The 23,168-nt window shown below is 62.2% G+C and carries 19 protein-coding genes; 11 read left to right on the plus strand and 8 right to left on the minus strand.

Annotated features, from left to right (window positions below):
* Positions 1–33: 33 nt before the first annotated feature.
* Both QA639_RS16220 and QA639_RS16225 read left to right on the plus strand, forming a co-directional pair.
* Positions 34–2,244 carry a glycosyltransferase WbsX family protein gene (locus QA639_RS16220; RefSeq protein WP_157347353.1) on the plus strand — a complete coding sequence of 737 codons (2,211 nt, stop codon included), beginning with the start codon at positions 34–36 and terminating at the stop codon, positions 2,242–2,244.
* Positions 2,245–2,256: 12 nt separating this feature from the next.
* The gene (locus QA639_RS16225) at positions 2,257–3,180 is read left to right on the plus strand and encodes a glycosyltransferase family 2 protein (RefSeq protein ID WP_028331581.1); all 924 of its coding nucleotides are present in this window, start codon (positions 2,257–2,259) and stop codon (positions 3,178–3,180) included.
* Positions 3,181–3,245: 65 nt separating this feature from the next.
* On the opposite strand, the gene QA639_RS16230 is transcribed toward QA639_RS16225, so the two are convergent.
* Complete coding sequence (locus QA639_RS16230; RefSeq protein ID WP_050387059.1) at positions 3,246–4,406, minus strand: glycoside hydrolase family 71/99 protein; 1,161 nt, start codon at positions 4,404–4,406, stop codon at positions 3,246–3,248.
* 169 nt (positions 4,407–4,575) lie between these two features.
* On the opposite strand from QA639_RS16230, the gene QA639_RS16235 reads away from it, so the two are divergent.
* On the plus strand, positions 4,576–5,544 hold the full coding sequence (locus QA639_RS16235) for a hypothetical protein (RefSeq protein WP_028331579.1): 969 nt from the start codon (positions 4,576–4,578) through the stop codon (positions 5,542–5,544).
* A 102-nt stretch (positions 5,545–5,646) separates the two neighbouring features.
* Here QA639_RS16235 and QA639_RS16240 read toward each other — a convergent pair whose 3' ends face one another.
* The 3 genes from QA639_RS16240 to rfbA form a co-directional block, all read right to left on the minus strand.
* A complete protein-coding gene (locus QA639_RS16240) occupies positions 5,647–6,195 on the minus strand; it encodes a hypothetical protein (protein ID WP_283090218.1) in 549 nt (182 codons plus the stop codon).
* 271 nt (positions 6,196–6,466) lie between these two features.
* A complete protein-coding gene (gene rfbB / locus QA639_RS16245; protein ID WP_283090219.1) occupies positions 6,467–7,534 on the minus strand; it encodes a dTDP-glucose 4,6-dehydratase in 1,068 nt (355 codons plus the stop codon).
* Entirely contained in the window at positions 7,524–8,435 is a 912-nt protein-coding gene (rfbA, locus tag QA639_RS16250; protein ID WP_018270712.1) for a glucose-1-phosphate thymidylyltransferase RfbA, read from the minus strand. Before rfbA ends, rfbB begins: the two co-directional genes overlap by 11 nt.
* A 109-nt stretch (positions 8,436–8,544) precedes the next feature.
* Here rfbA and rfbC point away from each other — a divergent pair, with 109 nt between their 5' ends.
* Positions 8,545–9,099 (plus strand): dTDP-4-dehydrorhamnose 3,5-epimerase, encoded by a 555-nt coding sequence (gene rfbC / locus QA639_RS16255; RefSeq protein ID WP_028331576.1) that lies wholly within the window; start codon positions 8,545–8,547, stop codon positions 9,097–9,099.
* Positions 9,099–10,010 carry a dTDP-4-dehydrorhamnose reductase gene (gene rfbD / locus QA639_RS16260; RefSeq protein WP_157347347.1) on the plus strand — a complete coding sequence of 304 codons (912 nt, stop codon included), beginning with the start codon at positions 9,099–9,101 and terminating at the stop codon, positions 10,008–10,010. Before rfbC ends, rfbD begins: the two co-directional genes overlap by 1 nt.
* Before the next feature lie 135 nt (positions 10,011–10,145).
* On the opposite strand, the gene QA639_RS16265 is transcribed toward rfbD, so the two are convergent.
* Positions 10,146–11,453: a UDP-glucose dehydrogenase family protein gene (locus QA639_RS16265; RefSeq protein ID WP_028331574.1), complete on the minus strand. Its 1,308-nt coding sequence runs from the start codon at positions 11,451–11,453 to the stop codon at positions 10,146–10,148.
* 232 nt (positions 11,454–11,685) lie between these two features.
* On the opposite strand from QA639_RS16265, the gene QA639_RS16270 reads away from it, so the two are divergent.
* Positions 11,686–14,025 carry a glycosyltransferase family 2 protein gene (locus QA639_RS16270; protein WP_244978714.1) on the plus strand — a complete coding sequence of 780 codons (2,340 nt, stop codon included), beginning with the start codon at positions 11,686–11,688 and terminating at the stop codon, positions 14,023–14,025.
* Here the strand turns inward: QA639_RS16270 and QA639_RS16275 are convergent.
* Together QA639_RS16275 and QA639_RS16280 are read right to left on the minus strand one after the other, a co-directional pair.
* Positions 13,966–16,248 carry a glycosyltransferase gene (locus QA639_RS16275; protein ID WP_346283744.1) on the minus strand — a complete coding sequence of 761 codons (2,283 nt, stop codon included), beginning with the start codon at positions 16,246–16,248 and terminating at the stop codon, positions 13,966–13,968. The two genes, QA639_RS16270 and QA639_RS16275, sit on opposite strands and share 60 nt — an antisense overlap.
* 298 nt (positions 16,249–16,546) lie before the next feature.
* Positions 16,547–17,470 (minus strand): hypothetical protein, encoded by a 924-nt coding sequence (locus QA639_RS16280; RefSeq protein ID WP_283090220.1) that lies wholly within the window; start codon positions 17,468–17,470, stop codon positions 16,547–16,549.
* A gap of 194 nt (positions 17,471–17,664) precedes the next feature.
* Between QA639_RS16280 and QA639_RS16285 the strand changes: the two genes are divergently transcribed.
* The 5 genes from QA639_RS16285 to galE all read left to right on the plus strand — a co-directional run bounded on the left by QA639_RS16285 (position 17,665) and on the right by galE (position 22,079).
* Entirely contained in the window at positions 17,665–18,900 is a 1,236-nt protein-coding gene (locus QA639_RS16285; RefSeq protein WP_028331571.1) for a glycosyltransferase family 4 protein, read from the plus strand.
* Positions 18,901–18,915: 15 nt separating this feature from the next.
* Entirely contained in the window at positions 18,916–19,578 is a 663-nt protein-coding gene (locus tag QA639_RS16290) for a ParA family protein (RefSeq protein WP_028331570.1), read from the plus strand.
* Between the two features lie 323 nt (positions 19,579–19,901).
* Positions 19,902–20,531, plus strand: coding sequence for a transglutaminase-like cysteine peptidase (locus tag QA639_RS16295; protein ID WP_283090221.1), 630 nt, complete (start codon positions 19,902–19,904; stop codon positions 20,529–20,531).
* A gap of 158 nt (positions 20,532–20,689) precedes the next feature.
* Complete coding sequence (locus QA639_RS16300) at positions 20,690–20,944, plus strand: hypothetical protein (protein ID WP_152977855.1); 255 nt, start codon at positions 20,690–20,692, stop codon at positions 20,942–20,944.
* A 139-nt stretch (positions 20,945–21,083) separates the two neighbouring features.
* Positions 21,084–22,079 carry a UDP-glucose 4-epimerase GalE gene (galE, locus tag QA639_RS16305; RefSeq protein WP_283090222.1) on the plus strand — a complete coding sequence of 332 codons (996 nt, stop codon included), beginning with the start codon at positions 21,084–21,086 and terminating at the stop codon, positions 22,077–22,079.
* 100 nt (positions 22,080–22,179) lie between these two features.
* Here the strand turns inward: galE and QA639_RS16310 are convergent, their stop codons facing one another.
* Positions 22,180–23,166, minus strand: coding sequence for a UbiA family prenyltransferase (locus QA639_RS16310; protein WP_028331567.1), 987 nt, complete (start codon positions 23,164–23,166; stop codon positions 22,180–22,182).
* Between the last annotated feature and the right edge of the window lie 2 nt (positions 23,167–23,168).

The following is a 23,168-nucleotide window of genomic DNA, read 5'->3' on the forward strand; positions in this document are numbered from 1 at the left end:
CAGCGTTAGACGTTGGTAGGAGATTGAGAAGCGATGAACAAGATGGTGGAACGGAGCGTCAGGGATACGAAGGATATGTTGCCCGTTGCCAGTCCGGTTCAGCAGGACGATCAATCGCAGAGCGTATTCCTGGATCCCGATGTCAGCGATCTCCAGTCGGGACCGAGACTGCGTGGTGCGATCCTGGAGCAGTCCGGGCGAGTGATCTCTGGCTGGATCGTGGATGCGCAGTCGCCTGCATCGACCGTTGCGATATCGCTCTTTGTTGCTTCCCACTGTGTCGAAGAGGGACGGACGGGCCGATCGGTGCCGGCCAGCGTCGGTCCGCACACAGTGATCGGGCGTCCCGGATTTCGCGTCAACCTGTCCACGCCAGGCATGCGCCGTCGTCTGGCTCGCGCCCTGAAAAATACGCTGCTGGAAGGCAAGCCTGTGCAGATCTACCTGCGCATCAGCCTCAACGACGGCGAATATTACGAAATACCGCTGTTCGAGAAACTCGAGTCGAACGAGGTGGTCGTCGCGCTCGGCTTCTCCACCGACGATTACGACGATCTGTTGTTTCCGAACAACGACAAGAAATTTGTTGCCGCCATGGCAGGCGCCGCCTCCGTGAAGGAGGTGCGCTACGTTTGCTTCTACCTGCCGCAATTCCATTCATTCGCGGAGAACGACCGTTGGTGGGGTCCTGGCTTCACCGAATGGACCAACGTCTCCCAGATGCGTCCGCAGTTTCCCACGCACCAGTCTCCGTGGTTGCCCGCGGATCTCGGCTTCTATGACATGAGATTGGTCGAGACTCGCCAGCAACAGGCAGACCTGGCTCGCCGTTACGGCGTCCACGGCTTTTGCTATTACGCCTACTGGTTTCAAGGGCGAAGATTGCTGGAGCGACCGCTGCGGCTTTTGCTGGAGGACGGAGAGCCGAACATTCCGTTCTGCATCTGCTGGGCCAACGAAAACTGGTCACGCCGATGGGATGGTTCTGATACCGAACTCCTGCTCGGTCAGAACCACTCCCTCGAGGATGATGTCCGCTTCATCGACGATATGGCCGATATCCTGCTGGATGATCGCTACATCACGGTCGACGGTCGCAAGATCCTTCTCGTCTACCGTCCCTCGCTGATCCCGGACAAGGAGCGCCTGTTCCAGACCTGGCGTGTGCGTGCAAGGCAACTAGGCATCGGCGAGCTGCTGATTTGCAATGCGATGACTTTCGGCGAGTTCGATCCACGAGAATTCCATTGCGATGCCGCCGTGGAATTCCCGCCTCATACCGTCAATGCGCGGGAGCTGAGCCGGGCGGAGGTCGAGACGCCGCCGGATTTCTCCGGCAAGCTCTACGACTATCTCGAAGCCATGCGCTCGACGCTTGGCAAGGTCTATGAGTTTCCGTTCTTTCCAACCGTGATGCCGCGCTGGGACAACACGCCGCGCAAGGGCTCGCGTGGACATGTGTTCGTCAGATCAAGCCCTGAGGCATTCGAAGTCTGGCTTCGTGAGGCGACCGAGCGGGCGCGCCGGAGTTCTTTCGAACAGCCGATCGTGTTCATCAACTCGTGGAACGAGTGGGCCGAGGGAGCCCATTTGGAGCCGGACTCGCGTTTCGGCCGTGCCTATCTCGACGTCGTCAGACGGGTGTCTGCCGGCGAGTCGATCTCGGCAGAACTGCGCGCGAACTCTGCCCTGCTGGACTGCTTGAGCAGGTCGGAGCTCGAGCAGACGATCAAGAGTGCTGCAGTTCATGTCGAAGTACTCGCCAATCTGCAGCGCAATGAAGTCGCGCTCACCGGATTCCAGAGCATTCGCGAGGGCTTGCCGGTCGAAATCGAGGGAGCCATCGCAAGTCCGGATGGCTCGATGTTCGTGATCGAGAACATCAATTCGCAAACGGAGGAGCGCGTGGTGGTGGACCCGCGCTACAGAGTGCTGGTCCGAGGGTGGGTTTTTGCCAAGGATGGCTTCGAGCCCCTGAGAAACCGCATTTCGTTTCTGGTGTTGTCTCCGGAAGGAGAGACGAACGCCGGCAAGAGCGGGTACTGCCTCGTCATCGATTGGCACGAGCGAATGGACGTCACGGAGTATATGAAGGCGACCGCTCGCGAGTGCTGCTTCGGCTTCGAGGTCAGCTTCATGCTCAAGGGACTGCCGGACGGAGAGTACAGGCTTTCGATGCTTGAGGTTGGCGAAGGAGAAAACCTGCTGGTTGGATCAAGCCATTCCCTGGTCGTTCGGCATTGAGTTGAGAGTCCTATGTTAGCCAGCGTGGTGATTGCTTGTTACAAGCACGAGGCCTATCTCGAGCATTGTCTCGAGACGGTCTTCGACCAGACCTATCCCAAACTCGAGCTGATCATCGTCGACGACAATTCGCCGGACAACAGCTTCCAGCTGGCCGAAAGGCTTCTGAAGAGGAAGTCGTTCGCAAAGCGCTTTGCATCATGCAAATTGCTCAAGAATCCCACCAACATGGGAGCGCACTTTACCTGGAATCGCGCGCTGTCCCTTGCAACGGGCGAGATGCTCTTCCTGCTCAATTCGGACGACGCCTTTTCGAAGGAGCGGGTCGAGACATTTGTCGGCCGCCATGGCGCTGAAAAGCTGTTCTTCGGCTTCTCCGCGATCGAACCCATCGACGAGAACGGGAAGTCCATCAAGAGCTTTCAGTTTCCGGCGCGTCTCAGATACGCAACGAGTCAAGCGGTAAGCTCCGATCGCCCACTGTCGTGGTCCTTCCTGGAGTCGCAGATCGCTGCCTCGACGGGAAATTTTGTGTTGAGCGCCGAACTATTGCGGCAGGCTGGGTGGTTCGCGGACCTCAAATATTGTCACGATTGGGAATTCGCGCTGCGAGCGATCACGATCGTCGAGCCGAAATACGTGGAATCCGATCAGTACATGTATCGATTGCATGCGACCAACAGCTTCCGCGGACTAAGTTCGGTGGCCGAAAGCGAAACGCGGGCTTGCATGCAAAGTTATTCGTTGCGCGCGATGACGTCCAAGCCACAGAACGGGACCTGTCTCAGTCCGCTGAACATGGGGGACGCCTTCTACAAGCTGATCAGGAATTACCCGAACTTCCGCTTCTGGATGCGGCAGCTCTACGCGCCTTATCTTGCCGAGCACAGGACCGTGGAGCTGAACCAATGGACGGTCCCGGCTGAATGGCGCTAGCACAACGCGGCTGACGCCAGATCACGGCTGAACAAGCTCACGGCGTCAGCCGCACAACATCGGAGCTAGCAAAGGTTTGGCCTTTGCGTGGATTGGGCGTCTTTCAGGACCTTGCGCAAGGCCTCCAGGCGCTCGGTCTTACAGGGCAAGGTGGGGACAAGCCATCCGCCTTCGTCGTTTTCGTTCCAGGCATAAATCAGGATCGCAGGGGACTTCATCTCACCCGGCTGGGCAGCTCTCCATTCGATCGAGCGACGGAGATGATCCGACAGCTCCAGCCCGGTCGGCGCAATGAAGAAGTTTTCCATTCCCACGCCCGGGCGCTGCTTGGCTTCCCAGGGCACTGGGCGTTCGATGCGTGGACGGCGGTCCCAGCCGGTCATCACGGTGGGGATGACGGGAAGGCGGCTTTTGGCTAGTTCATTCCAGTCGCGCTCTGCGCCGCGCGTGAGGTCGGCATACGAACCACGGACGCTGCCGTAAACGCCGGCATAGGAGCTGACCGCATCGGCAGTTAGAAAGGCGCCCTGTTCATTGAGCAGTTTCTTGTCGCCGGTGAGCACCAGGTACGGATCTCCGTGTCCCGCCGCCTTTACCCGCGCTCTGAATTGCTCGATCTGGGCTCGAAGGTTCTCGATCCCGCCCCATCGCTTCTCAACGTCGGCAACATGTATGAAGCCGAGAAAATACAGCGGCCTTCCGCCCGCTACTTTCAGGTAGTTGCTGTCGCCCATGAGCTTGACGTGTTCGTCAATCAGCGGGCTTACCTTGTCGTGGGAGCCCCATCGAGGGAACTCGGTAAAGATGCAGTACGAGATCTCGTTCTTGATCGGGCTTTCCCTGAAGACTTTCAGAGCCCTCGACATCGGATCGGCGGAGCCGTAGGCGACAAAGGCCCAGTAGTCGATGCCCGCGAAAACGGCCTGCTTGATTTCCTTGTCGATCGTTTGTTGCGTGATCTCCGGAAAGGCAACCTCACTGCGGCTCTTTCCGGTGGTTTCCTTCGCAAAGAATGGAACTCGCCAATGGTACTGCTGGGGAGAGAGCGATGTTTCAACCGCCTTGGTTGGCGTTGATCCGGGAGCATACCAGGCGTCCCACCGCAGCGCGCCCACCAGAGGCCGGTCGGTGCGCGCAGCTACCTGCTTGGCGGCGAGGGCGCGCGTAACCGTATAGCTAAGGGCTCCAGCTGAGCCCAGGGCCAGGAACAATCGTCGTGTCAGCATCTTCGAGCGCTCGCCGTTGTTTTCCCAAACATCCTGTTGATTCTCTTCAAAAACGCCCTAATGATCAACTGACAGTGCGGCTAATGATGGGCCAAACTTTTTCTGCGCGATGAGCTTAGATTGGCTAAAACCAGTCGATGTTGATTGCAACGCACAGGGACCGTGTTTGATGCAGCTGGTTGCATGGGAAAATGAATCTACGGCGATTTGCGATCGCATCCGGAGCAGCCGTGGAGCGCTCAAGATCGTCCTCAAGACCAAGGATGATCCGTTTTTCCTTGCGGATTGGGTGGACCATCACAGGAAGATCGTGGGCGACGCGAACCTGATCATTTTCGACAATGGATCTGCCGACAGCAAGGTCTTGTCGGTTTACGAAGAGCTGGGGCCGGACTTGCTGATCGCGAGCTTCGGCGGATTTCACAACAATCTGCACAATCCCAAAAACTTCGAGGAGCTGTACGCCAGCCTGTCGGCTTCTTCCGATTTCCATTGCTTCCTGGATACGGACGAGTTTCTGGCGTTCTATGACGGCGAGCGCTTCACGAGCGACGCTTCGATATTGCGTCACCTGAACGACAATGAAGGTGGTGCGTTTATCCCATCGACCTGGCTGTACAACGCGCCTTCCTATCGCGATCGGATGTTGTGCGGCACCGATTTGGGCACGCTCCGCAATGGCCTCACCTGGGGCAAGCCTTTGATCCGCTCGGCTGCCGCGCCTTTCTCGGGAGAGGTGAATCACAACTGCCAGATCGCCAAGGGAAAGAAGGCGCCCGCGCCGTTGTTCGGATTTTTCCTGCTGCATATGGCGACCTTGTCGCCCGCGCAGAGGATCCGCGCCAATCTGAACAAGCTGATTGCCCGCGGATTCATGCAACGCGGGGACTCCGTCGAGAAAGTGTTGGAACGGGATATATCGCGAGCGACAGAGAACGAGAAGCTGTACGTGACCGAGATCAAGCGGATGCTCTCTCTTCGGGAAGACCGCGGTCCCGAGACGGCTCCCTTGGGAACGGGGTCGATGCGAATTGACCAGTCCGGCAAAGTTGAGTTTGCGTCGCCCGCCGAGGAGCGCGTCTTTGCCGAGTTCGCTGCATCCTTCGACGCGCTATGCGCGCAAACGCTGCCTTCCTGAGGTTGGATCCGGCTGCTTTGTCGGGGCATTGCCGCCTTGAACGCTCAGGCGGCAAGCCATGATGCAACGTCGCCTTCGACGTCTGTCGGGAGAGCTCGCCGGTTAGGACGGCTCTCCGCTGAACGATTGCAGTATCGCTTCGGCAGCCTCTCTTTTCGCAAGCGGCATGAAGAACGACATGTCGCCGGCGGTCGCAATCTCGCGAGCGATCTCTCTTACGCAGTGATAGGCCGGGCGAGAGCTGAAGTCGTGCATGCCGATGATTGCAGTCGGGCTGCAGTGCAGGACGATCTGGGCGAAGCATGCGACCCTGAAACGACCGTCGACGAGATACAGGTCAGCATCGGCGCTTTGCGGCTTTTTCCAGATGGTCGAGTGATAGTCCGGCCAACGCGGCTTTGTTGACGGGTCAACCGGGAAACCCCAATCGCCGGTCCGTCCGATGTCGATGAACGTCAAATGAGGTTTCGTACGAGCCGAGGCGCAAGCACGATCGACCTGATCCAGCCAGTCCTGTGAGGAATCGATGGACAGTATCGAGTTCGTGACATGCTTTGATGCGATGACCGTACTTCCGCCGGTTCCGAATTCGACGTAATCGCGGCTATTTCTCACAAACGACAAGAACAGTTCCGCTTCTTCCCGCGACATTCTTGGTAGCAATTGAGGTCTCCTCCATGTTGCAGCCCCTGGGACAATTTCTCCTCACCGGGGGCGTTGGACGTGTCTGATGCCAGCGCGTCCTTGCATCTTCAGGCCGCGTTGCAGTTCATCCACGCCAACTCATCAACGCCAAGTCATGATCGCCGAGGCCTGCATCCCTGCACCCGATCGGCCGGACATCTTCCGGCCGAGGGATATTCCGCAAGTCCCACGATGATCGGCGCTGTCACCGTTGCTGATGATCCGCGGTGATCGGCGGCTACTGGTTCAGGCCGACGCGCTCCACCTTGTAGCCGCCCTCCAGGATGGCGCGCCACCAGGGTTGCTCGTCGACATACCAGCGCACGGTCTTGGCGATGCCGGTCTCGAAATTCTCCTCGGCGCGCCAGCCGAGCTCGGTCTCGAGCTTGGTGGCGTCGATGGCGTAGCGGCGGTCGTGGCCGGGGCGGTCTGCGACGAAATTGATCAGCTGGCGGCGCGGGCCTGCCGCGGCCGGCACGACCTCGTCGAGCAGGTCGCAGATGCTCTCGACCACGTGCAGGTTGGTGCGCTCGTTGCGGCCGCCGACATTGTAGGTCTCGCCGATCTCGCCGCGCTCCAGCACCAGCGTCAGCGCCTTGGCGTGATCCTCGACGAACAGCCAGTCGCGAATGTTCTTGCCGTCGCCATAGACCGGCAGCGGCTCGCCGGCGAGCCCCTTGATGATCATGTGCGGGATCAGCTTTTCCGGGAAGTGATAGGGGCCGTAATTGTTGGAGCAGTTGGTCACCAGGGTCGGCAGCTCGTAGGTCTCGCGCCAGGCCCGCACCAAATGATCGGACGACGCCTTGCTGGCCGAATAGGGCGAGTTCGGCGCATACGCCGTGGTCTCGGTGAACAGCCCTTCGTCGCCGAGCGACCCGAACACCTCGTCGGTCGAGATATGCAGGAAGCGGAAGCGGTCGCGCTTCTCGGGCGAGAGCGAACGCCAGTGACGCAGCGTCTCCTGCAGGATCGTGAAGGTGCCGACGATGTTGGTCTGGATGAATTCGCCGGGGCCGTCGATCGAGCGGTCGACATGGCTTTCCGCGGCAAGGTTCATCACCGCATCGGGCTGATATTTCTCGAACAGCCGACGCAGGTTCTGCGCCTCGCAGATGCATGCCTTCTCGAAAGTGTAGTTCAGGCTTTCGGCGGCGCGGGGCAGCGAGGCCAGGTTTGCCGCATAGGTCAGCTTGTCGATATTGACGACGCGGGCGTGGGTGTCTCGCAGCAGGTGGCGGACCACGGCGGAGCCGATGAAGCCGGCGCCGCCGGTGACGAAGATCGTCGATCCCTTAAACCGCATGTTTGAATACCTCCGCCGCGCGCGGCTCGCCGTGGAATGAGCGGTAGACCGACAGCAGGTACTCGCCGTAGCTGCTCTTGGCGGTCTTCTGTGCGACCCTCGCGAAGGCTTCGAGCGAGATGTAGCCCTGGCGCAGCGCGATCTCCTCGGGGCAGGCGATGCGCAGGCCCTGACGCTGCTCCAGGATCTGGACGAAATGGCTGGCTTCGACCAGCGAGGAATGGGTGCCGGTGTCGAGCCAGGCAAAGCCGCGGCCGAGCACCTCGACATAGAGGTCGCCGCGTTCGAGATAGGCCTTGTTGACGTCGGTGATCTCGATCTCGCCGCGCGGCGATGGCCTGATGCCCGCCGCGATGTCGACCACATCATTGTCATAGAAGTAGAGGCCGGTGACCGCGACGTTGGATTTCGGCCGCTTCGGCTTCTCTTCGATCGACAATGCCCGGCCGGTGCCGTCCAGCTCGATCACGCCGTACTGTTCAGGCGCGTTCACGACGTAGCCGAACACGGTGGCGCCTTTCTTGCGGATCGAGGCGGACGACAGCATGCTCGGCAGGCCGTGGCCGTAGAAAATGTTATCCCCTAACACAAGGGCAACAGAGTCATCACCGATGAAGTCGCGTCCGACGATGAAGGCGTCGGCAAGGCCCCGCGGGGTCTCCTGCGTCGCATAGGCGAACCGAACACCCATCTCGCTGCCATCGCCGAGCAAGCGCTGGAACAGCGGCTTGTCCTGCGGCGTGGAAATGATCAGGATATCGCGGATTCCGCCCAGCATCAGCGTCGACAGCGGATAGTAGATCATCGGCTTGTCGAACACGGGCAGCAGTTGCTTGGAGACGACTGTCGTCACCGGATAGAGGCGCGAGCCGGTGCCACCGGCAAGGATAATGCCTTTCATGGTCCCTCACAATTTGACTATCAGAACATAACATATAGCGTGCGCTGCACAAGTTTGTTATGAGAGGGAAATTAACATTTCAAGCGCGTCAAACTGGAACAAATGTTAGATGAACGTCATCAAGACCGAGCTTCCTGAAGTCCTGATCGTCGAGCCGAAGCTGTTCGGCGACCAGCGCGGCTTCTTCCTCGAGACCTACCAGTCTCCGCGTTATGTCGAGCACGGCATCACGCGTCCGTTCGTGCAGGACAACATGTCCCGCTCGGCCTATGGCGTGCTGCGCGGGCTGCATCTGCAAAACCCGGTCACCCAGGGCAAGCTCGTCTCCGTGCTGCGCGGCAAGGTGCTGGACGTTGCCGTCGACGTGCGCGTCGGCAGTCCGAATTTCGGCAAGCATGTCGCGGTCGAATTGAGCGAGGAGAACCGCCGACAATTATGGGTGCCGCGCGGCTTCGCCCACGGCTTCGTGGTGCTCTCGGAGACCGCCGACTTCTTCTACAAATGCGATGATTTCTACAGCCCCAAGGACGAGCTCTCGATCCGGTGGAATGATCCCGCGATCGGGATCAAATGGGGCGTCGACAAGCCACAGCTGTCGGCCAAGGATGCGGACGCGCCGCTCCTCGCCGACGCCAGCAACCTTCCGACCTATGGACAAATCTGATGCGGATCTTGTTGACGGGAACACGCGGCCAGGTTGGCAGTGCGCTCAAGCCTTTGCTGGAAAGCCACGGCACGATCATCGCGCCACCCACCGCGGAGTTCGATCTGTCGAAGCCGGAGATGCTGACGAGCCAACTTGAGAGTCTGAAGCCCGATCTCATCATCAATCCGGCGGCCTATACCGCCGTCGATCGCGCCGAGGACGAACGCGAGCTGGCGTTCCTGGTCAACGCGAAGGGACCTGAAGCGATCGCCAAATGGGCTGCGGCGAACCGCGTGCCGCTGGTGCATTTCTCCACGGACTACGTCTTCAATGGTTCGGGCGACAGGCCGTGGCGCGAGGACAGCCCGACCGAACCGCTGTCGGTCTACGGCGCCAGCAAGCTTGCCGGCGATGTCGCGATCCAGGCGGCGGGCGGGGCGCATCTGATCGCGCGCACCTCATGGGTTTATGCCGCAAAGGGCACGAATTTCCTGCGCACCATCGCGCGGCTCGCCGGCGAGCGTAAGGAGCTGCGGATCGTGGCCGATCAGATCGGTGCGCCGACCACGGCATCAGCGATCGCCGGAGCGGTCGCCGGCATCGTCCTGCCGAACCTCACCACGTTGCACGATCAGCTCGTGCGCAGGGGCGGTGTCGTCAATCTCGTCTGCGCCGGCGAAACCAGCTGGCACGGCTTCGCAACCGCCATTGTCGGCGGGCTGAGATCTCGCGGCGTCACGCTGGCGGTCGAGAACATCGCTCCGATCGCAGCCGCCGACTTTCCGACCAAGGCGGTGCGTCCGGGTAATTCGCGGCTGGATCTGTCGCGGCTGAAGGCGCAGTTCGGCGTGGCGATGCCGACCTGGCAGGAAGCGCTGGCGCGCGAACTGGATGCATTTGTCCAGCTTGGCGCGCCCGCCCACGCTTAAGGCGCCTTCGGAAGCGGATGCCGGTGCGCGTGCAGAAAACGCGTCAGACAAGAAGAGAGCCTTGGTCCTGATTTGATCAGAACCAAGGCTCCAGGATTGAACCGGCCGGCGGCTATCGCCGCCGGGCGCGAGCGCTCAACGCGGCCGACCGATACTGTCGTAGGTGAAGCCGTGTGCGGCCATCTCGTCCGGACGGTAGATGTTGCGCAGGTCGACGACGACCGGATGCTTCATCTCCTGCTTGATGCGCTTGAGATCGAGCGCGCGGAACTGGCGCCACTCGGTCACGATGACAAGCGCATCGGCCTGGCGCGCGCATTCATAGGCATCCTTGCAGTACTCGATTTCAGGCAATTCCTTGCGCGCCTGCTCCATGCCGATGGGATCGTAGGCACGAACCTTGGCGCCGAAGTCGATCAGGCCGTTGATCAGCGGGATCGAAGGGGCCTCGCGCATGTCGTCCGTATCGGGCTTGAAGGTCAGGCCGAGCACGCCGATGGTCTTGCCGCGCAGCTCGCCGCCGAGCACGTTGGCGACCTTGCGCGCCATCGCGCGCTTGCGGTTGTCGTTCGCGGTCAGCGTGGCCTCGACGATTTTCAGCTGGACGTCGTGGTCGAGCGCGGTCTTGAACAGCGCACGGGTGTCCTTCGGGAAGCAGGAGCCGCCATAGCCGGCGCCGGCATGCAGGAACTTGGTTCCGATCCGGTTGTCGAGCCCGATGCCGCGCGCCACCTCCTGCACGTTCGCCCCGACTCTTTCGGAGAGATCGGCGATCTCGTTGATGAAGGTGATCTTGGTGGCAAGGAAGGCATTCGCGGCGTATTTGATCAATTCAGCCGTGCGTCGCGCGGTATAGAGGATCGGCGCCTGGTTCAGATAGAGCGGACGATAGACTTCGCCCATCACCCTCTTGGCGCGATCGTCCTCGGTGCCGACGACGATGCGGTCGGGGTGGCGAAAATCCTGGATCGCGGCGCCTTCGCGGAGGAATTCGGGGTTCGACGCAACGGCGAAGTCGGCGTCGGGATTGGTTTCGCGGATCAGGCGTTCAACCTCGTCGCCGGTGCCCACGGGCACGGTCGATTTCGTCACCACCACGGTGAACTTCTTGAGCGCCGCGCCGATTTCCTTGGCGGCAGCATAGACGTAGCTCAGGTCCGCATGGCCGTCGCCGCGCCGCGAGGGCGTTCCGACCGCGATGAACACGGCATCGGCGTCCGCGACGGCGCCCGCAAGCTCCGTCGTGAAGGTCAGCCGTCCGGCCGCGGCGTTGGTCTCGACGAGCTTATCGAGGTCAGTTTCGTAGATCGGGATCTTGCCGCGCTTCAGGGCTTCGATCTTGCCGGCGTCTTTGTCGACGCAAACGACCTGGTGGCCGAAATCGGCAAAACACGCTCCGGATACGAGACCTACATATCCCGTTCCAACCATTGCAATCTTCATGAATCCGCTCGTCGATCAGTGTGGAGAGGAGGAGTTAGCACTAGCACAATTGGCGCCGATAACGCCAAGTTTTATAGCGTATAGTTTGTGTTGGAGGTCGGCGGCTTTTTGTGCAAACGGTGATCGCCTCGGTGCAGCTGAGCGCCCGCTAGTCACCTCGGGCGCACCATGGACACATTCTCAACTTGAAATCGACCGACAATCGAGCTGCCGTTTGAGGGTGGACATGAGCATGAAGACGATTGGCAAGCAGAAGCCCTCGGGAGCTGAATACGCGTCGTTGCAAACGCAGTTCTCCAGATCCGATCGCACGACGTTTTCCGGGTTTGTCTATGATCGCGCCGATCTCGGCCGACGCTACACCGTCGACCTGCTCGTCGACGGCGAGCCATACATGTCATCATTGTGTGACGAGTTCGTAACAGAGCTTGCCGACGCCGGGATCGGTGATGCTCGATTTGGCTTTACTTTCAACGTGCAGGATCAGGTCAGCGCGAACGCCGGGATCATTGAGGCAAGGCTGGCAAATATCGGCACTCCCGTCGGTGCTCCGATTCGCTGCGATGTCGCTGCGCCGGAAGCGCGATGGCACCGGATCGGCGATATCGAGTGGGTCGGAGGTCTGCGCTTCGAAGGCTGGCTTGCTCAGGACATCGACGAGGACATCGAAATCCTGATCGCGCAACGTCCGGTGATGACCGTGAAGCCGACCGGGTGGACCAACGTTGCGCGGGGCGGCGAGTTCGGCGTCGGCCGCCGGATCGATTTTCATCTGCCCGAGCATTTTGCGGACGGTCGCATGCGCGGACTATCCGCGCGGACGACTTCGGGACGGAGCCTGATCTCGGAGCCGATTTCCTTCGTCGCATTCGATCGCGGATTGGAGCAGACGCTCGCGGATCTCGGGCGCTGGGAGAGCGAGCGGCTTCGAGGAGAGCTGTTCGACCGGGTGCTGCCGGCCTCGCTGCCGTTTCACGCCTATCGCGGCTGGAAAGAGCGCTTCTCGCCGACGACGCAATCCGAACAGTCTGATGTTGCATCCGAGGCGGCAGTGGTCCTGATCGGCGATGTCAGGGTGGACGAGAGCATCGAAAGCCTCGAAGCGCAACGGCACTCCGCCTGGTCGGCGGTGTCCCTGCCGGCGCGGGCGTTCAGTCAATTCGATACAAAAGCAGCGCGCGAGTTTGTCGAGGGCGATGCCGCCGGCAGCGCGTTCTTTGTGTTTTGTCTGAGCGGAACGATCCTCGCGGACGACGCCTTGCAGCGCTTCGCCGATCTATTCGCGTCCGAACCCGGCTGCGACCTCGTCTATGGCGACGTCGAGGTTGCTGCGGGCGCCGGCGCTGTCTGGCCGCTGGCGTTTTCGGCATTCGATCTCGAACGCGCGCTCGAGCAGGGCTATGGGGCGTATTGTTTTGCGGTGCGCCGGGAACGTGCCCTGGAAGCGCTGCGATCGGCGACGTCGCTCTACGACATCTTCCTCTGCTGCGCGGAGCCGGATCGAACCTATCATCTTCCGGGATCGGTTGCGGCATTGCCGCGGATCGATGCATCGGCCGCCACCGCCGAACTGGTCGCCGCAAGCAAGGCGTATTTTGCCAGGGCCGGCATCGAGGCCAATGTCGAGCCGCGAAAAGCAGGTCTTCTTCCGGCCGTTCAGGTCAAGCGCGCTGTCGATTGGAACGAGCGCACCACCATCATCATCCCGACCAGAAATCGCGCCGAGCTGCTCAAGCGATGCATCGAGACCGTCATGCCAGCGGCAAATGAGACGAACGCCCGGATCCTCGTCGTCGACAACAGCTCGACCGAGCCGGAAACGCTGGACTATCTGGAGAGCCTCTCGCAGGAAATCGACGTCATCTCGGTCGAGGGGCCCTTCAACTTCGCATTCATCAACAACGCCGCCGTCGCTTGCGTCGATACCGAGAACATCTGCTTTCTCAACAATGACGTCGAGGCGCTCGACGACAGCTGGCTGGCGGAGATGCTGTGGCGGCTCGCCGCTCCCGATGTCGGAGCCGTCGGTGCAAAGCTGCTCTGGCCGAGCAGCGTCGTGCAGCACGGTGGAGTGGTGCTGGGGGCCAATTTCTCGGCCGCGCACGCCTTCAACGACCGGATGGATGGTGATCCCGGCTATGGCGATCTGCTTCAGGTGGCGCACGAATGCTCGGCGGTGACGGGCGCGTGCCTCTTGATGCGCAAGCGCGATTTCGTGGCCGTCGGCGGCATGGACGAGATCCGCTTTCCGATCAGCTTCAACGATATCGATTTGTGCCTGAAGCTGCGCCAGCTCGGAAAGCGGATCGTGTTCACGCCGGACGCGAAACTCGTTCATCTAGAGTCGGCAAGCCGCGGTCGCGATTCCGCGCCGGATCGCAGGGCACGCTTCAGGCGCGAGTTGTCGATCCTGCGCGCGAAATGGGGAGAGGTGCTGCTCGACGATCCCTATTACAGCCCGCTGCTGGGGCTGGATTCGACGCCGTTCTCCTCGCTCGCATGGCCGCCGCGATCATGGAAGCCGCGTGCCAACCTGCCGCCGGTGTCGACCGCTCCTCCGATCGGGTTGTAGCAGGACGTCCTCGACCGCCCAGTCGCGTACGGCAGCAATCGTTGCATCGGCATCAAAGCCTGGCTGCAGCTTCAGGTCCGTGCGGCGGCCATGCCCCGGAGGCGTCGGGCTCCATTCCGTCGCGGCGATCGGCAGCCCGGTTGCCAGTAGCGCTTCCACCAATGGATGACCAAATGCTGGTTCGCCGATGTCGAGAACCAATTTCGTGATGCCGTGACCTTCGATGAGCGTGGCGACGTCGTCGACGGCAATATCGCCGGTGACGATGACATTCGTGCGCTGCATCAGCTTGAGATCGTCGAGCGTACTCCCCAGCACGACGATCTCGATGTCTTCGTCGGCGTCGGCCAGTTGATCGCTCAACGCTCGTATGAAGCGAAATTCCGCGGCGCTGGTGTGCAGGACCAGCAGGCCGAGACGCGCGGGGCCGCTCACCTCGGGATACAGCGCCGGCGGTACGGGCGGGTCGCTCAGCCTCACGACTTGCAGGCCGAGAACGGCTTCCGAAAAGGCTGCGCCGTCGTCATCGATCGCAGTCACGCGCCGCGCTTCGGCGACCAGGCTTGTCCAAGCCGGATGAACGCCCGATCCGACCGCCGTGCGCATTGCAAGCGCGGTGTCGGTGATCAGGAGGTCGTAGGCAAAGTGTTGCGTGAGCTGCGCCAGATATGCGCCGGGAATGCGGTTCGGCTCCGCAATCTCGAGCGACCGGATTCCGAGATCGGCGAGAAACCTCAGAAGAGCTTCGCGATCCTCAGGCGTCGCAACGTCGAGTGCGATCGACTGCGGCGTTCCGCCATCCGGATCAAACATCGCAGCCAGCTGGCGTTGTCCCTCGGAGCGGATCTGCACGACCAGGCCGTGCTGGCCCTCTGCAGCCAGCTGCCGGCAGCGCCTGATGGCAATTGCGCGGCCGGCGGACGAGCCGCAGAGGATGACAGATGGGCCGGCGGCGACCTGCTGGCTCGCGAGCAGCTTGAGCTCAAGTGCTGCGCGGCAATCGCGGAGTGGATCGGCAAGCAGGAATGCGGCGCAGTCCGTCGCATAGCGCCGGTAACGGTGTTCGAGAACGCGAAGATTTCGCATCACGAGCGAACGCTTCTCGCCCAGAAACGAGCGCGAGCCCTCGTGCCCGACGAAAACCGAAGGAATACACACGTTGCGGAAGCCGGCCTCCGCTGCGCGTAGGCAGAAGTCGACGTCTTCGAGATAGCCGCGATAGAAGTCATCGGAGAGCTCGCGCACGGCGTCGAGGCATTCGCGGGTAATGTAGAGGCAGAACCCGATGCCGTTGGGGATGTCGATCGCAATCCCGGAATTGGCTCTGCCTGCAAGTTCGTCCAGCAATTCGATTTCGCCGGCCGCGGGCAGGGGATTTGACCGGTTCGGGATTGGAAAACTGGTGTATTCGCCGTTGTTCGACAGCGGGGTCGCCGTGCCCACCCTCGGCGTCGATTGCACCGCGCTGCGCAGGCGTTGCAGCGCGTATTTCGGCACGATCGTGTCCGAGTTCAGCAGCACGACGTCGCCGGCGCCGGTCTCGCCGAGCGCGCGGTTGACCGCACCGACAAAGCCGAGATTGTGCTCGTTGGTCAGGAGCCGGATGCGGAACTCGGCGGCGAGCTCGCTGAGCAAGCGCTTGATGTCGGGCTCGGGCGACGCATCGTCCACGACGACGATGGTCGAGCCCGGCGTGCAGGCGAGCGCATTCAACGCGCTGTCGATGCAGGCTCGCGTTGCGGCGAGATCCCCATATACCGGGATGATGATGGTGAGCGGAGAAGGTTCGCCGTTTCGAAGGCGCGCCGGCCGGCGTGGTGCGGCCCGGTGATCCGGAACGCGGTTGGCCGGGAGTTGAACACTTGCGATCACCCGGTCCGCCTGCGTGATCTGCAGGCGCTGCGAGGTCGCGGACGCGGGCCGGATCAGACGGAAGCTCGCAGCCTGTCGCCCGTCACGCGCGAATCTGTGGCGTGGATCGGCGGGAAGCTGGATCGTGCTGGATTGATCCGCCTGCGCCAGCGAAAGGTGCGGGTCGCCCGGCCCGCGCCACGTCACCCATCCCTTCACCTCTTCGTCCAGAAAGTCGATGCGGGCGCAGCTGTCCTGGCCGCTCTGTTCGAGCAACAGCAGGGCGGCCCTGACCGAATCCGGATCGTCGTCACGCCGCGTGACGCTTCGCGCCGCCTCGATCTGCTGAAGGTCGTCGCCCCAAGCCATCATTCGCCGGGCAGCGACCAGATCGTCCGGCTCGAGCTCGAGCGCCCTCGCGACGCCGGCGATGGCCGCATCCCTGAGGTCGAGATGAAACAGCGCTTCCGCGCGCAGCAGATGGGCGCGGGCGCCCGGATGCGGCAGGATCCGGCAGCGGCGGTCGGCGAGCGCGAACGCCAGGCGGAAATCACGCGCCTCGAGCGCCCCGACAGCGGCCCGCTCGAGATCGACGTGGTGGAGCGTTTTGGACGTAAAGGCGACCCTGCGCGCGTCGGCGGTCAAGTGGCGCCCTTATCTGCCCGCATGGTCAGCCTGCCGTCTTGACGGCGCCCTGCCGGCTCCGGAACACGCGCACCCGTCCCTCGAGGCGGGGTCCGTCCTGGTGCGGCATCGGAGTGGCGGGTTCGACCCGCCTCGGCTGCTGGGGCGCGAGAGGGGCTGCCTGCACCCGGCGCTCCTCGAGATTGAGCTTGAGGCCCACCAGCGGTTCCCGTCCGGAAGGACCCGACACCACAATACGGTTCCCGGTGACCCGCAGGGTCGGAGCTCCCAGGAAGATGGTTTCAGCCGCGATGGCGTAGCGATCCGCGCCGGGACCCGAGGCCTCCAGCGAGAACCCCGTGATGGCCAATGCGCGTCCCCGGGTTCCGGCAAAGGTTCCGAGAGGAACGAACTGGTTGTCGCCCCGCTGCGGCCTGGCGAACTTGACGGCGTATTGCAGGTGGAGATCGTGCGGCTTGTTGGGCCATTCGAGGGAAATTCCCTCGATCCGGGCCGGCGCGGACGGTCCGGCAATCCAGACATTCGAGCCGACGGTCACGTCGCCCAGACCCGCGACATGCGCGAGCAGCTTGAGGTCGCTCAACTTGCCGGGTCCAGCCTCCGGCTCGAACATGTCGAATGGCTGGCCGGCCGGCTGCTCAGCCGGCTGTCCCTGGGTCAGCGGCTCGATCTTGATATTGGCGGCGGTCGACCCGCCGACGCGCCCTGCCGTGACCTCGACGATCAGGCGGCTCGGTCGGGCGACCGACACGACCAGCGCGGTCTCGGGCGCGAACAGGGTTCCATTGACCACGTCAGGTCCGGTAATGATATTACAATTGTTAAGACTGGCGCGATCCGCGTATACGCGCACCACCGGAGGTGACACCTTATCATCTGCGCCATTGTATCGAACCAGGAAGAGACCCCGTGCCAGATCAATGGTTTTCTGCTGAATCTGTTCGTTCATTGTCGCCTGCGAGCCTAACGGAATGGATTGATAAGTCTCCCGCAGTGTGCCCCAAAAATCTGTGTGATAGAAGGGGGCTTAATGTTAATCCGGTAAGATAGTTTTGCTCGCCAATCGATGACATACCGCCGGTGATGATGCAGACCCTGACCCCAATCGAAGACCGCGCGGCCGGGGGGCGCGCTCGCCCGCCAATGAACGTCCTGTTCGTCCACAATAACTTTCCGGCCCAGTACCGCCACATTGCGCGTGCGCTCGCAGAGCAGCCCGGCAACAGGGTCGTTGCGGTCGGTTCATCGACCGCAAGCACGACGCCGGATATCCGGCTGCTCAAATATTCGACGACCAAGACGGATTCCGCGGTCGTCCATCCGTTTGCCCGGCGCTTCGATGTCGAATCGCGGCGTGCCGAAGAGGTTCTGTACGCGCTGTCGTCGCTGTCGGGGCAGGGCTTCGTGCCCGACCTGATCTTCGCGCATCCCGGTTGGGGCGAGACGCTGCCGCTGCGCACGATGTTTCCGCGCGCGCGGATCATCCTCTATTGCGAATTCTACTACGGTGCCGAGGGCAGGGACGTCGGCTTCGATCCCGAATTTCCCATGACCGGCCTTGATGGCAATGTCGCGCTCCATCTGAAGAATGCGACCACGCTGCTGGCGCTCACGGAATGCGACACGGGCGTCTCGCCGACGCCATGGCAGAGGTCGACCTTTCCCGCCGAGTTTCAGAGCAAGATCGAGGTGATCCACGAGGGCGTCGACACCGACGAGGTGAAGCCCAACCCGGTCGCGCGGTTTCAGCTTCCGAACGGTGCGACGCTGTCGGCGGACGACGAAGTGATCACCTACGTCTCGCGCAACCTCGAGCCGGTGCGCGGATTCCATATCTTCATGCGGTCCCTGCCGAGGATCCTCGCCGCGCGGCCGAATGCGCAGGTTGTGATCGTCGGCGGCAGCGGGACATCCTACGGCGCGAACCCACCCAAGGGTTCGAGCTGGAAGTCGATGTTCCTCGACGAGATCAAGTCGGACATCGACCTGCGCCGGGTGCATTTCCTCGGCCGGATTCCTCGGAAACCGTATCTCGAGCTGCTGCAGATCTCCTCGGTGCACGTCTATCTGACCTATCCCTTCGTGCTGTCCTGGTCGCTGCTGGAGGCGATGAGCGCGGGATGTGCGGTGGTGGCATCCGACACCGCCCCGCTTCGCGATATCGTCTCGGACGGCAACGGCCTGCTGGTGCCGTTTTTTGATATTGATGCGCTGTCGGATCAGGTAGTCTCGGTGCTGTCACGGCCCAAGGCCTTCAAGAAGATGCGGATGAAGGCGCGCAGCTTCGTGCGGGACAATTACGACGCAAAGCGGGTCTGTCTGCCGCGGATGCTGACGCTCGTTGATGAAGGTGTCCTCCCGCGTACGTACGGGGGATAACGCCAGGAGTTTGCGATGCCGCTTGTCATCTCGGTTGCCCAGCGCAAGGGCGGGGTCGGAAAGACGACCCTTGCGGTTTTGCTCGCCGCAGAACTGGATCGGCGCACGGGCGTGGTGGGACTGGTCGACGCCGACTCGCAGGCGTCCGCGTGTCACTGGGCCGAGCCCGGCAATCTGTCGTTCCCCGTCTACCAGCTTGATCCGGAAACCCGCCCCGTGGCCGAATGGGCCAAGCTGATGCGTCAGATTCCGCATCAGATCATCGTGGTGGACTCCGCGCCGAACGATCGGGTGCTGGGCGCGGTGCTCGCGGTCGCCAATATCGTGCTGATGCCGTGCACGCCGTCCGGCCTTGACATCGAGGCCACCGCGCGGACGCTCGACATTGTGCGGGAAGTGCGTGCCACGCGGCGAACGGCGCTCCGTGCCATGATCGTGCCGAACCGCGTCGACCAGCGCACGCTCGAAGGCCAGCAGCTGATCGAGGAGCTGGATACGCTCGACGAGGAGATCGGGCCGATGATCGGCAGTCGCTCGGCCTATGTTCGCGCCGTCGCCTTGGGGCAATCGGTCGCCGATTTCGCCGGCGGCACCCCCGCGGATCTCGAGATCAAGATGCTTGCCGATCTCGTCATGAGCTGGTGCGGGATCGCACCCAGGCAACGGGTGACGATTTAACAGAGCGCGCCGGCCGCTTCACGTCAGGCTAACCACGCCGGCATGGAAGCAAGCAGTTCCACGCCGCAACCAGCCCCTTGATTTGATGACGGCGTCTGATGACGGCATCCGCGGAAACCGCCAAAAAGCACAACAACGCTGCGATCTGTAGATCTTCGCGCGCGTTATCATTGGACAGCCTAAAGCGGGTCGGTGCGGGAACCTGCCCTGGTTAACAAACTGCGTACGCGCACCCTCGCATTTGAAGCAAATGCCGCCGCGCGCTTGAGCCCAAGCTCAAGACATTTCCCGTACATGCTTCCCGTCACTGTGGGGAGTGAAGAATGTACAACGTCAAGAGAGTGATGGCCCTGGTTCTGGCCGTCCTTGCGCTCGGGACAAGCGCACAGAACACCCAGGCTGGAATGGTCGGCTTCCCGCTGCCGCTGCGCGGCGTGATCGAGAAGATCCGCTTCAGCGAGCCGACGCTGGCGCCGATGGCCTACACCATGTTCTGCCTGCGCTATGCCGACGAGTGCAAGCCGAAGCCACGCGCCCGGCTGGTGTTCCGCGGCGGCGCCACACGGCTGACCAAGCAGCGCATCGCCGACCTGATCGAGGTCAACGCGTCGGTCAATCGCAGCATCGCGCCGCAGCGCAACGAGCGCGGCCTTGCCGGCGAGGAATGGTTGATCAATCCGGCGCGCGGCGATTGCAACGACTACGCGGTCAGCAAGCGCCACGAACTGCTGGCGCGCGGCTGGCCGATGCGCGACCTTCTGCTGAGCGAGGTCGTGACCTCCTCCGGCGAGCATCATCTCGTGCTGGTGGTCCGCGCCAAGGGTGGAGACATCGTGCTCGACAATCTGAATGCGCAGATCCGCAGCTGGTCGCAGGCGCGTTATCGTTGGGTCAGGATGCAGACCCCGGCGAACCCCGACCACTGGGCCGGCGTTGTGCAGGCCGGCGCCTGAATTTCTGAACGAGCCCCATCGATCGAACGTGGCGCGGCGAGACATTTCGCCGCGCCATTTTTCGCATCAGCGACGATCGTCAGCGCGCTGCGACGACATTACCGGAACGATTGGAGGCATCGACGGTTGATCCCGGTCCAACCTATCGAGGCATCGACATGAAGCTGGCCGGCCTTGTCACAACAGCGGCGCTGGTCGTCGCCACCGCCCCGGCGCTTGCACAGGGCACCGGACAGACCACGCAGGGCGCAACGCGCTATTCGATCGATGGACCGGGCGGTGGTGTTCCGACATCGCGGCCGCAGGCGACCCGGCCGGTCCCGCCGGCAACACCGGCTTACCCTTACGGGAGACCGTCGCGGCACGGGCCGCCGGTCGGGCAACGGACCAACGTGCCGCTCGGGTCGCGCTAACCGTCGCTTCGGCTGCAAATCCGTTCGGTCTTAACGCTATTCCTATCGTCATTTTGCCGCCTCGGACGGAATGTCGTACCCATGCGGCCGTTGCGTCAGTTGAGACGCAGGATTTGTCGCGCGAGGACGACAGTTTCAAATGGCGAGCAGGGGTTCGATCCTCATCACGGGCGGCGCGGGATATATCGGATCCCATTGCGCCAAGGCGGTTGCCGAGGCCGGGTTTCTGCCGGTCGTCTACGACAATTTGTCCACCGGTCACCGTGATTTCGTGCGATGGGGGCCGCTCGTGATCGGCGACGTCGCCGACCACGACAAGATCGCCGCCACTATCGGCGAGCACAAAGCGCTTGCGGTGATGCATTTCGCTGCGTTCAGTGCGGTCGGCGAGTCCGTGGCGGATCCGCAGAAGTACTTCAGCAATAACGTTGCCGGCACGCTCGACCTGCTGCGCGGCATGCGTGAGGCGGGCTGCGACCGCCTGGTTTTTTCCAGCACCGGCGCGGTCTATGGCAACGCCGGCCGCGATCCAATTCCCGAGAGTGCCGCAGGTCCGACCGTCAATCCCTACGGCCGCTCCAAATTCATGATCGAGCAGATCCTGGCCGACTATCGCGCGGCCTATCGGTTCAACTCGGTCTGCCTGCGCTATTTCAATGCCTGCGGCGCCGACGCCTCCGTCACCATCGGCGAACTTCGCGATCCCGAGACGCATTTGATTCCGCGCGCGCTGATGGCGCTGCTGGGGCACGTGCCGGACTTTGCGATCTTCGGCGAAGATTATGACACGCCTGATGGCACCGCGGTGCGCGACTACATTCATGTCGACGATCTCGCGAGCGCCCATATCGCGGCGCTCGAGCTGCTGCTGAGGGGTGACGCCGGCGGCGTGTTCAATCTCGGCACCGGCACCGGCTATTCGGTGCGCCAGGTGCTCGATGCGATCCGCGCCGAGACCGGTGAAGCGGTGCCGAGCGTCGTGCGCGAGCGCCGGGCCGGCGATCCGCCGATCCTGGTGGCCGATCCCTCCAGGTCGGAGCGCGGCCTCGGCTTCAAGGCCAGCCGGTCCGATCTCGGCTACATCATTCGCTCGGCCTGGGCCTGGCATCAGAAGGCGCATCCGCGCCGGCGGTAGAGCATGATCCGGAAAAGTGCGAAGCGGTTTTCCCTCGCGACAAACGCGGAACGCGTTTGCGCGGAGATCATGCTCAAATATCGATCAAGCCGCGAGAGGCTCAATTCAATGTGATGTAGTGCTGTTCGGCCAATCGCGCGAGGAACGGCATGTCGACAAGGCTTGCTACCAGGAAGACGGCAACCAGCGCCAGCACGAGCAGCATCAGGCCGCGCTCGCCATAGAGCTTCTCGGGTTTCTGCGCCGACGAACCCGGCGACGTCGACATCGAGAAGTAGGTGGTGAACAGCATCACCACCAGCGGCATCGCGAGGACATACTCGATGCGGTACTTCACCAGGAACACCGAGAGGAAGAACACCGAGAACAGCGAATAGCTGAGGCACGAGGCCGTCAGCGACACTTCGGTATAGTGCGCGAAGCTCGCGCGGTAGCGCGCCAGCAGCTCCCTGCCGTGGGACGCGGCAATCTCGCGATATTCGGACAGCCGCTTGGCCGCCATCAGGAACGCGCCGCCAAACCAGTAGCACAGGATCACCGAGCCCGGCGGCAACGAGGTCGGGTCGATCATCGCCCAGCCGATCAACAGCCGCAGCGGATTGTTGACGGATTCCGAGATGACGTCGAAATAGGCCTTGTCCTTGCTGCGGAGCGGCGGGACATTGTAGACGACGCCCTGCAGGGCGAAGATGCCGGTTGCGAACAGCATCAGGCGGCTGCTCGCAGATGCGCAGACGAGGCCTAGCGCGACCAGCAGCAGCCACTCTAGCCCGATGATCTTGCCGTCCATCGCGCTCTGCACCGCGGAGCGTTGCGATTTGGTCGGGTGATGCCGGTCGAAGTCGCGGTCGAACCATTCATTGATCACATAATTGGCCGACGCGATGCAGATCGCGGCCACGAGGCCGAGGACGATCGCGCTTGCGATATGCTCGCCTCTCGGGCCGCGCAACAGCCAGGCGAGGACAATCCCGGGAACGATGAAGATGTGCTTGGTGCTGTGATCGAGCCGCAGGATGGCGAGATACTGCCGGATGCTTGCGGCCGGCGGCTTGCCGGCTTCGACCTTGCTGTCCATCAGCGCCATCG

The sequence above is a fragment of the Bradyrhizobium pachyrhizi genome (assembly GCF_029714545.1).
Taxonomy (GTDB): domain Bacteria; phylum Pseudomonadota; class Alphaproteobacteria; order Rhizobiales; family Xanthobacteraceae; genus Bradyrhizobium; species Bradyrhizobium pachyrhizi.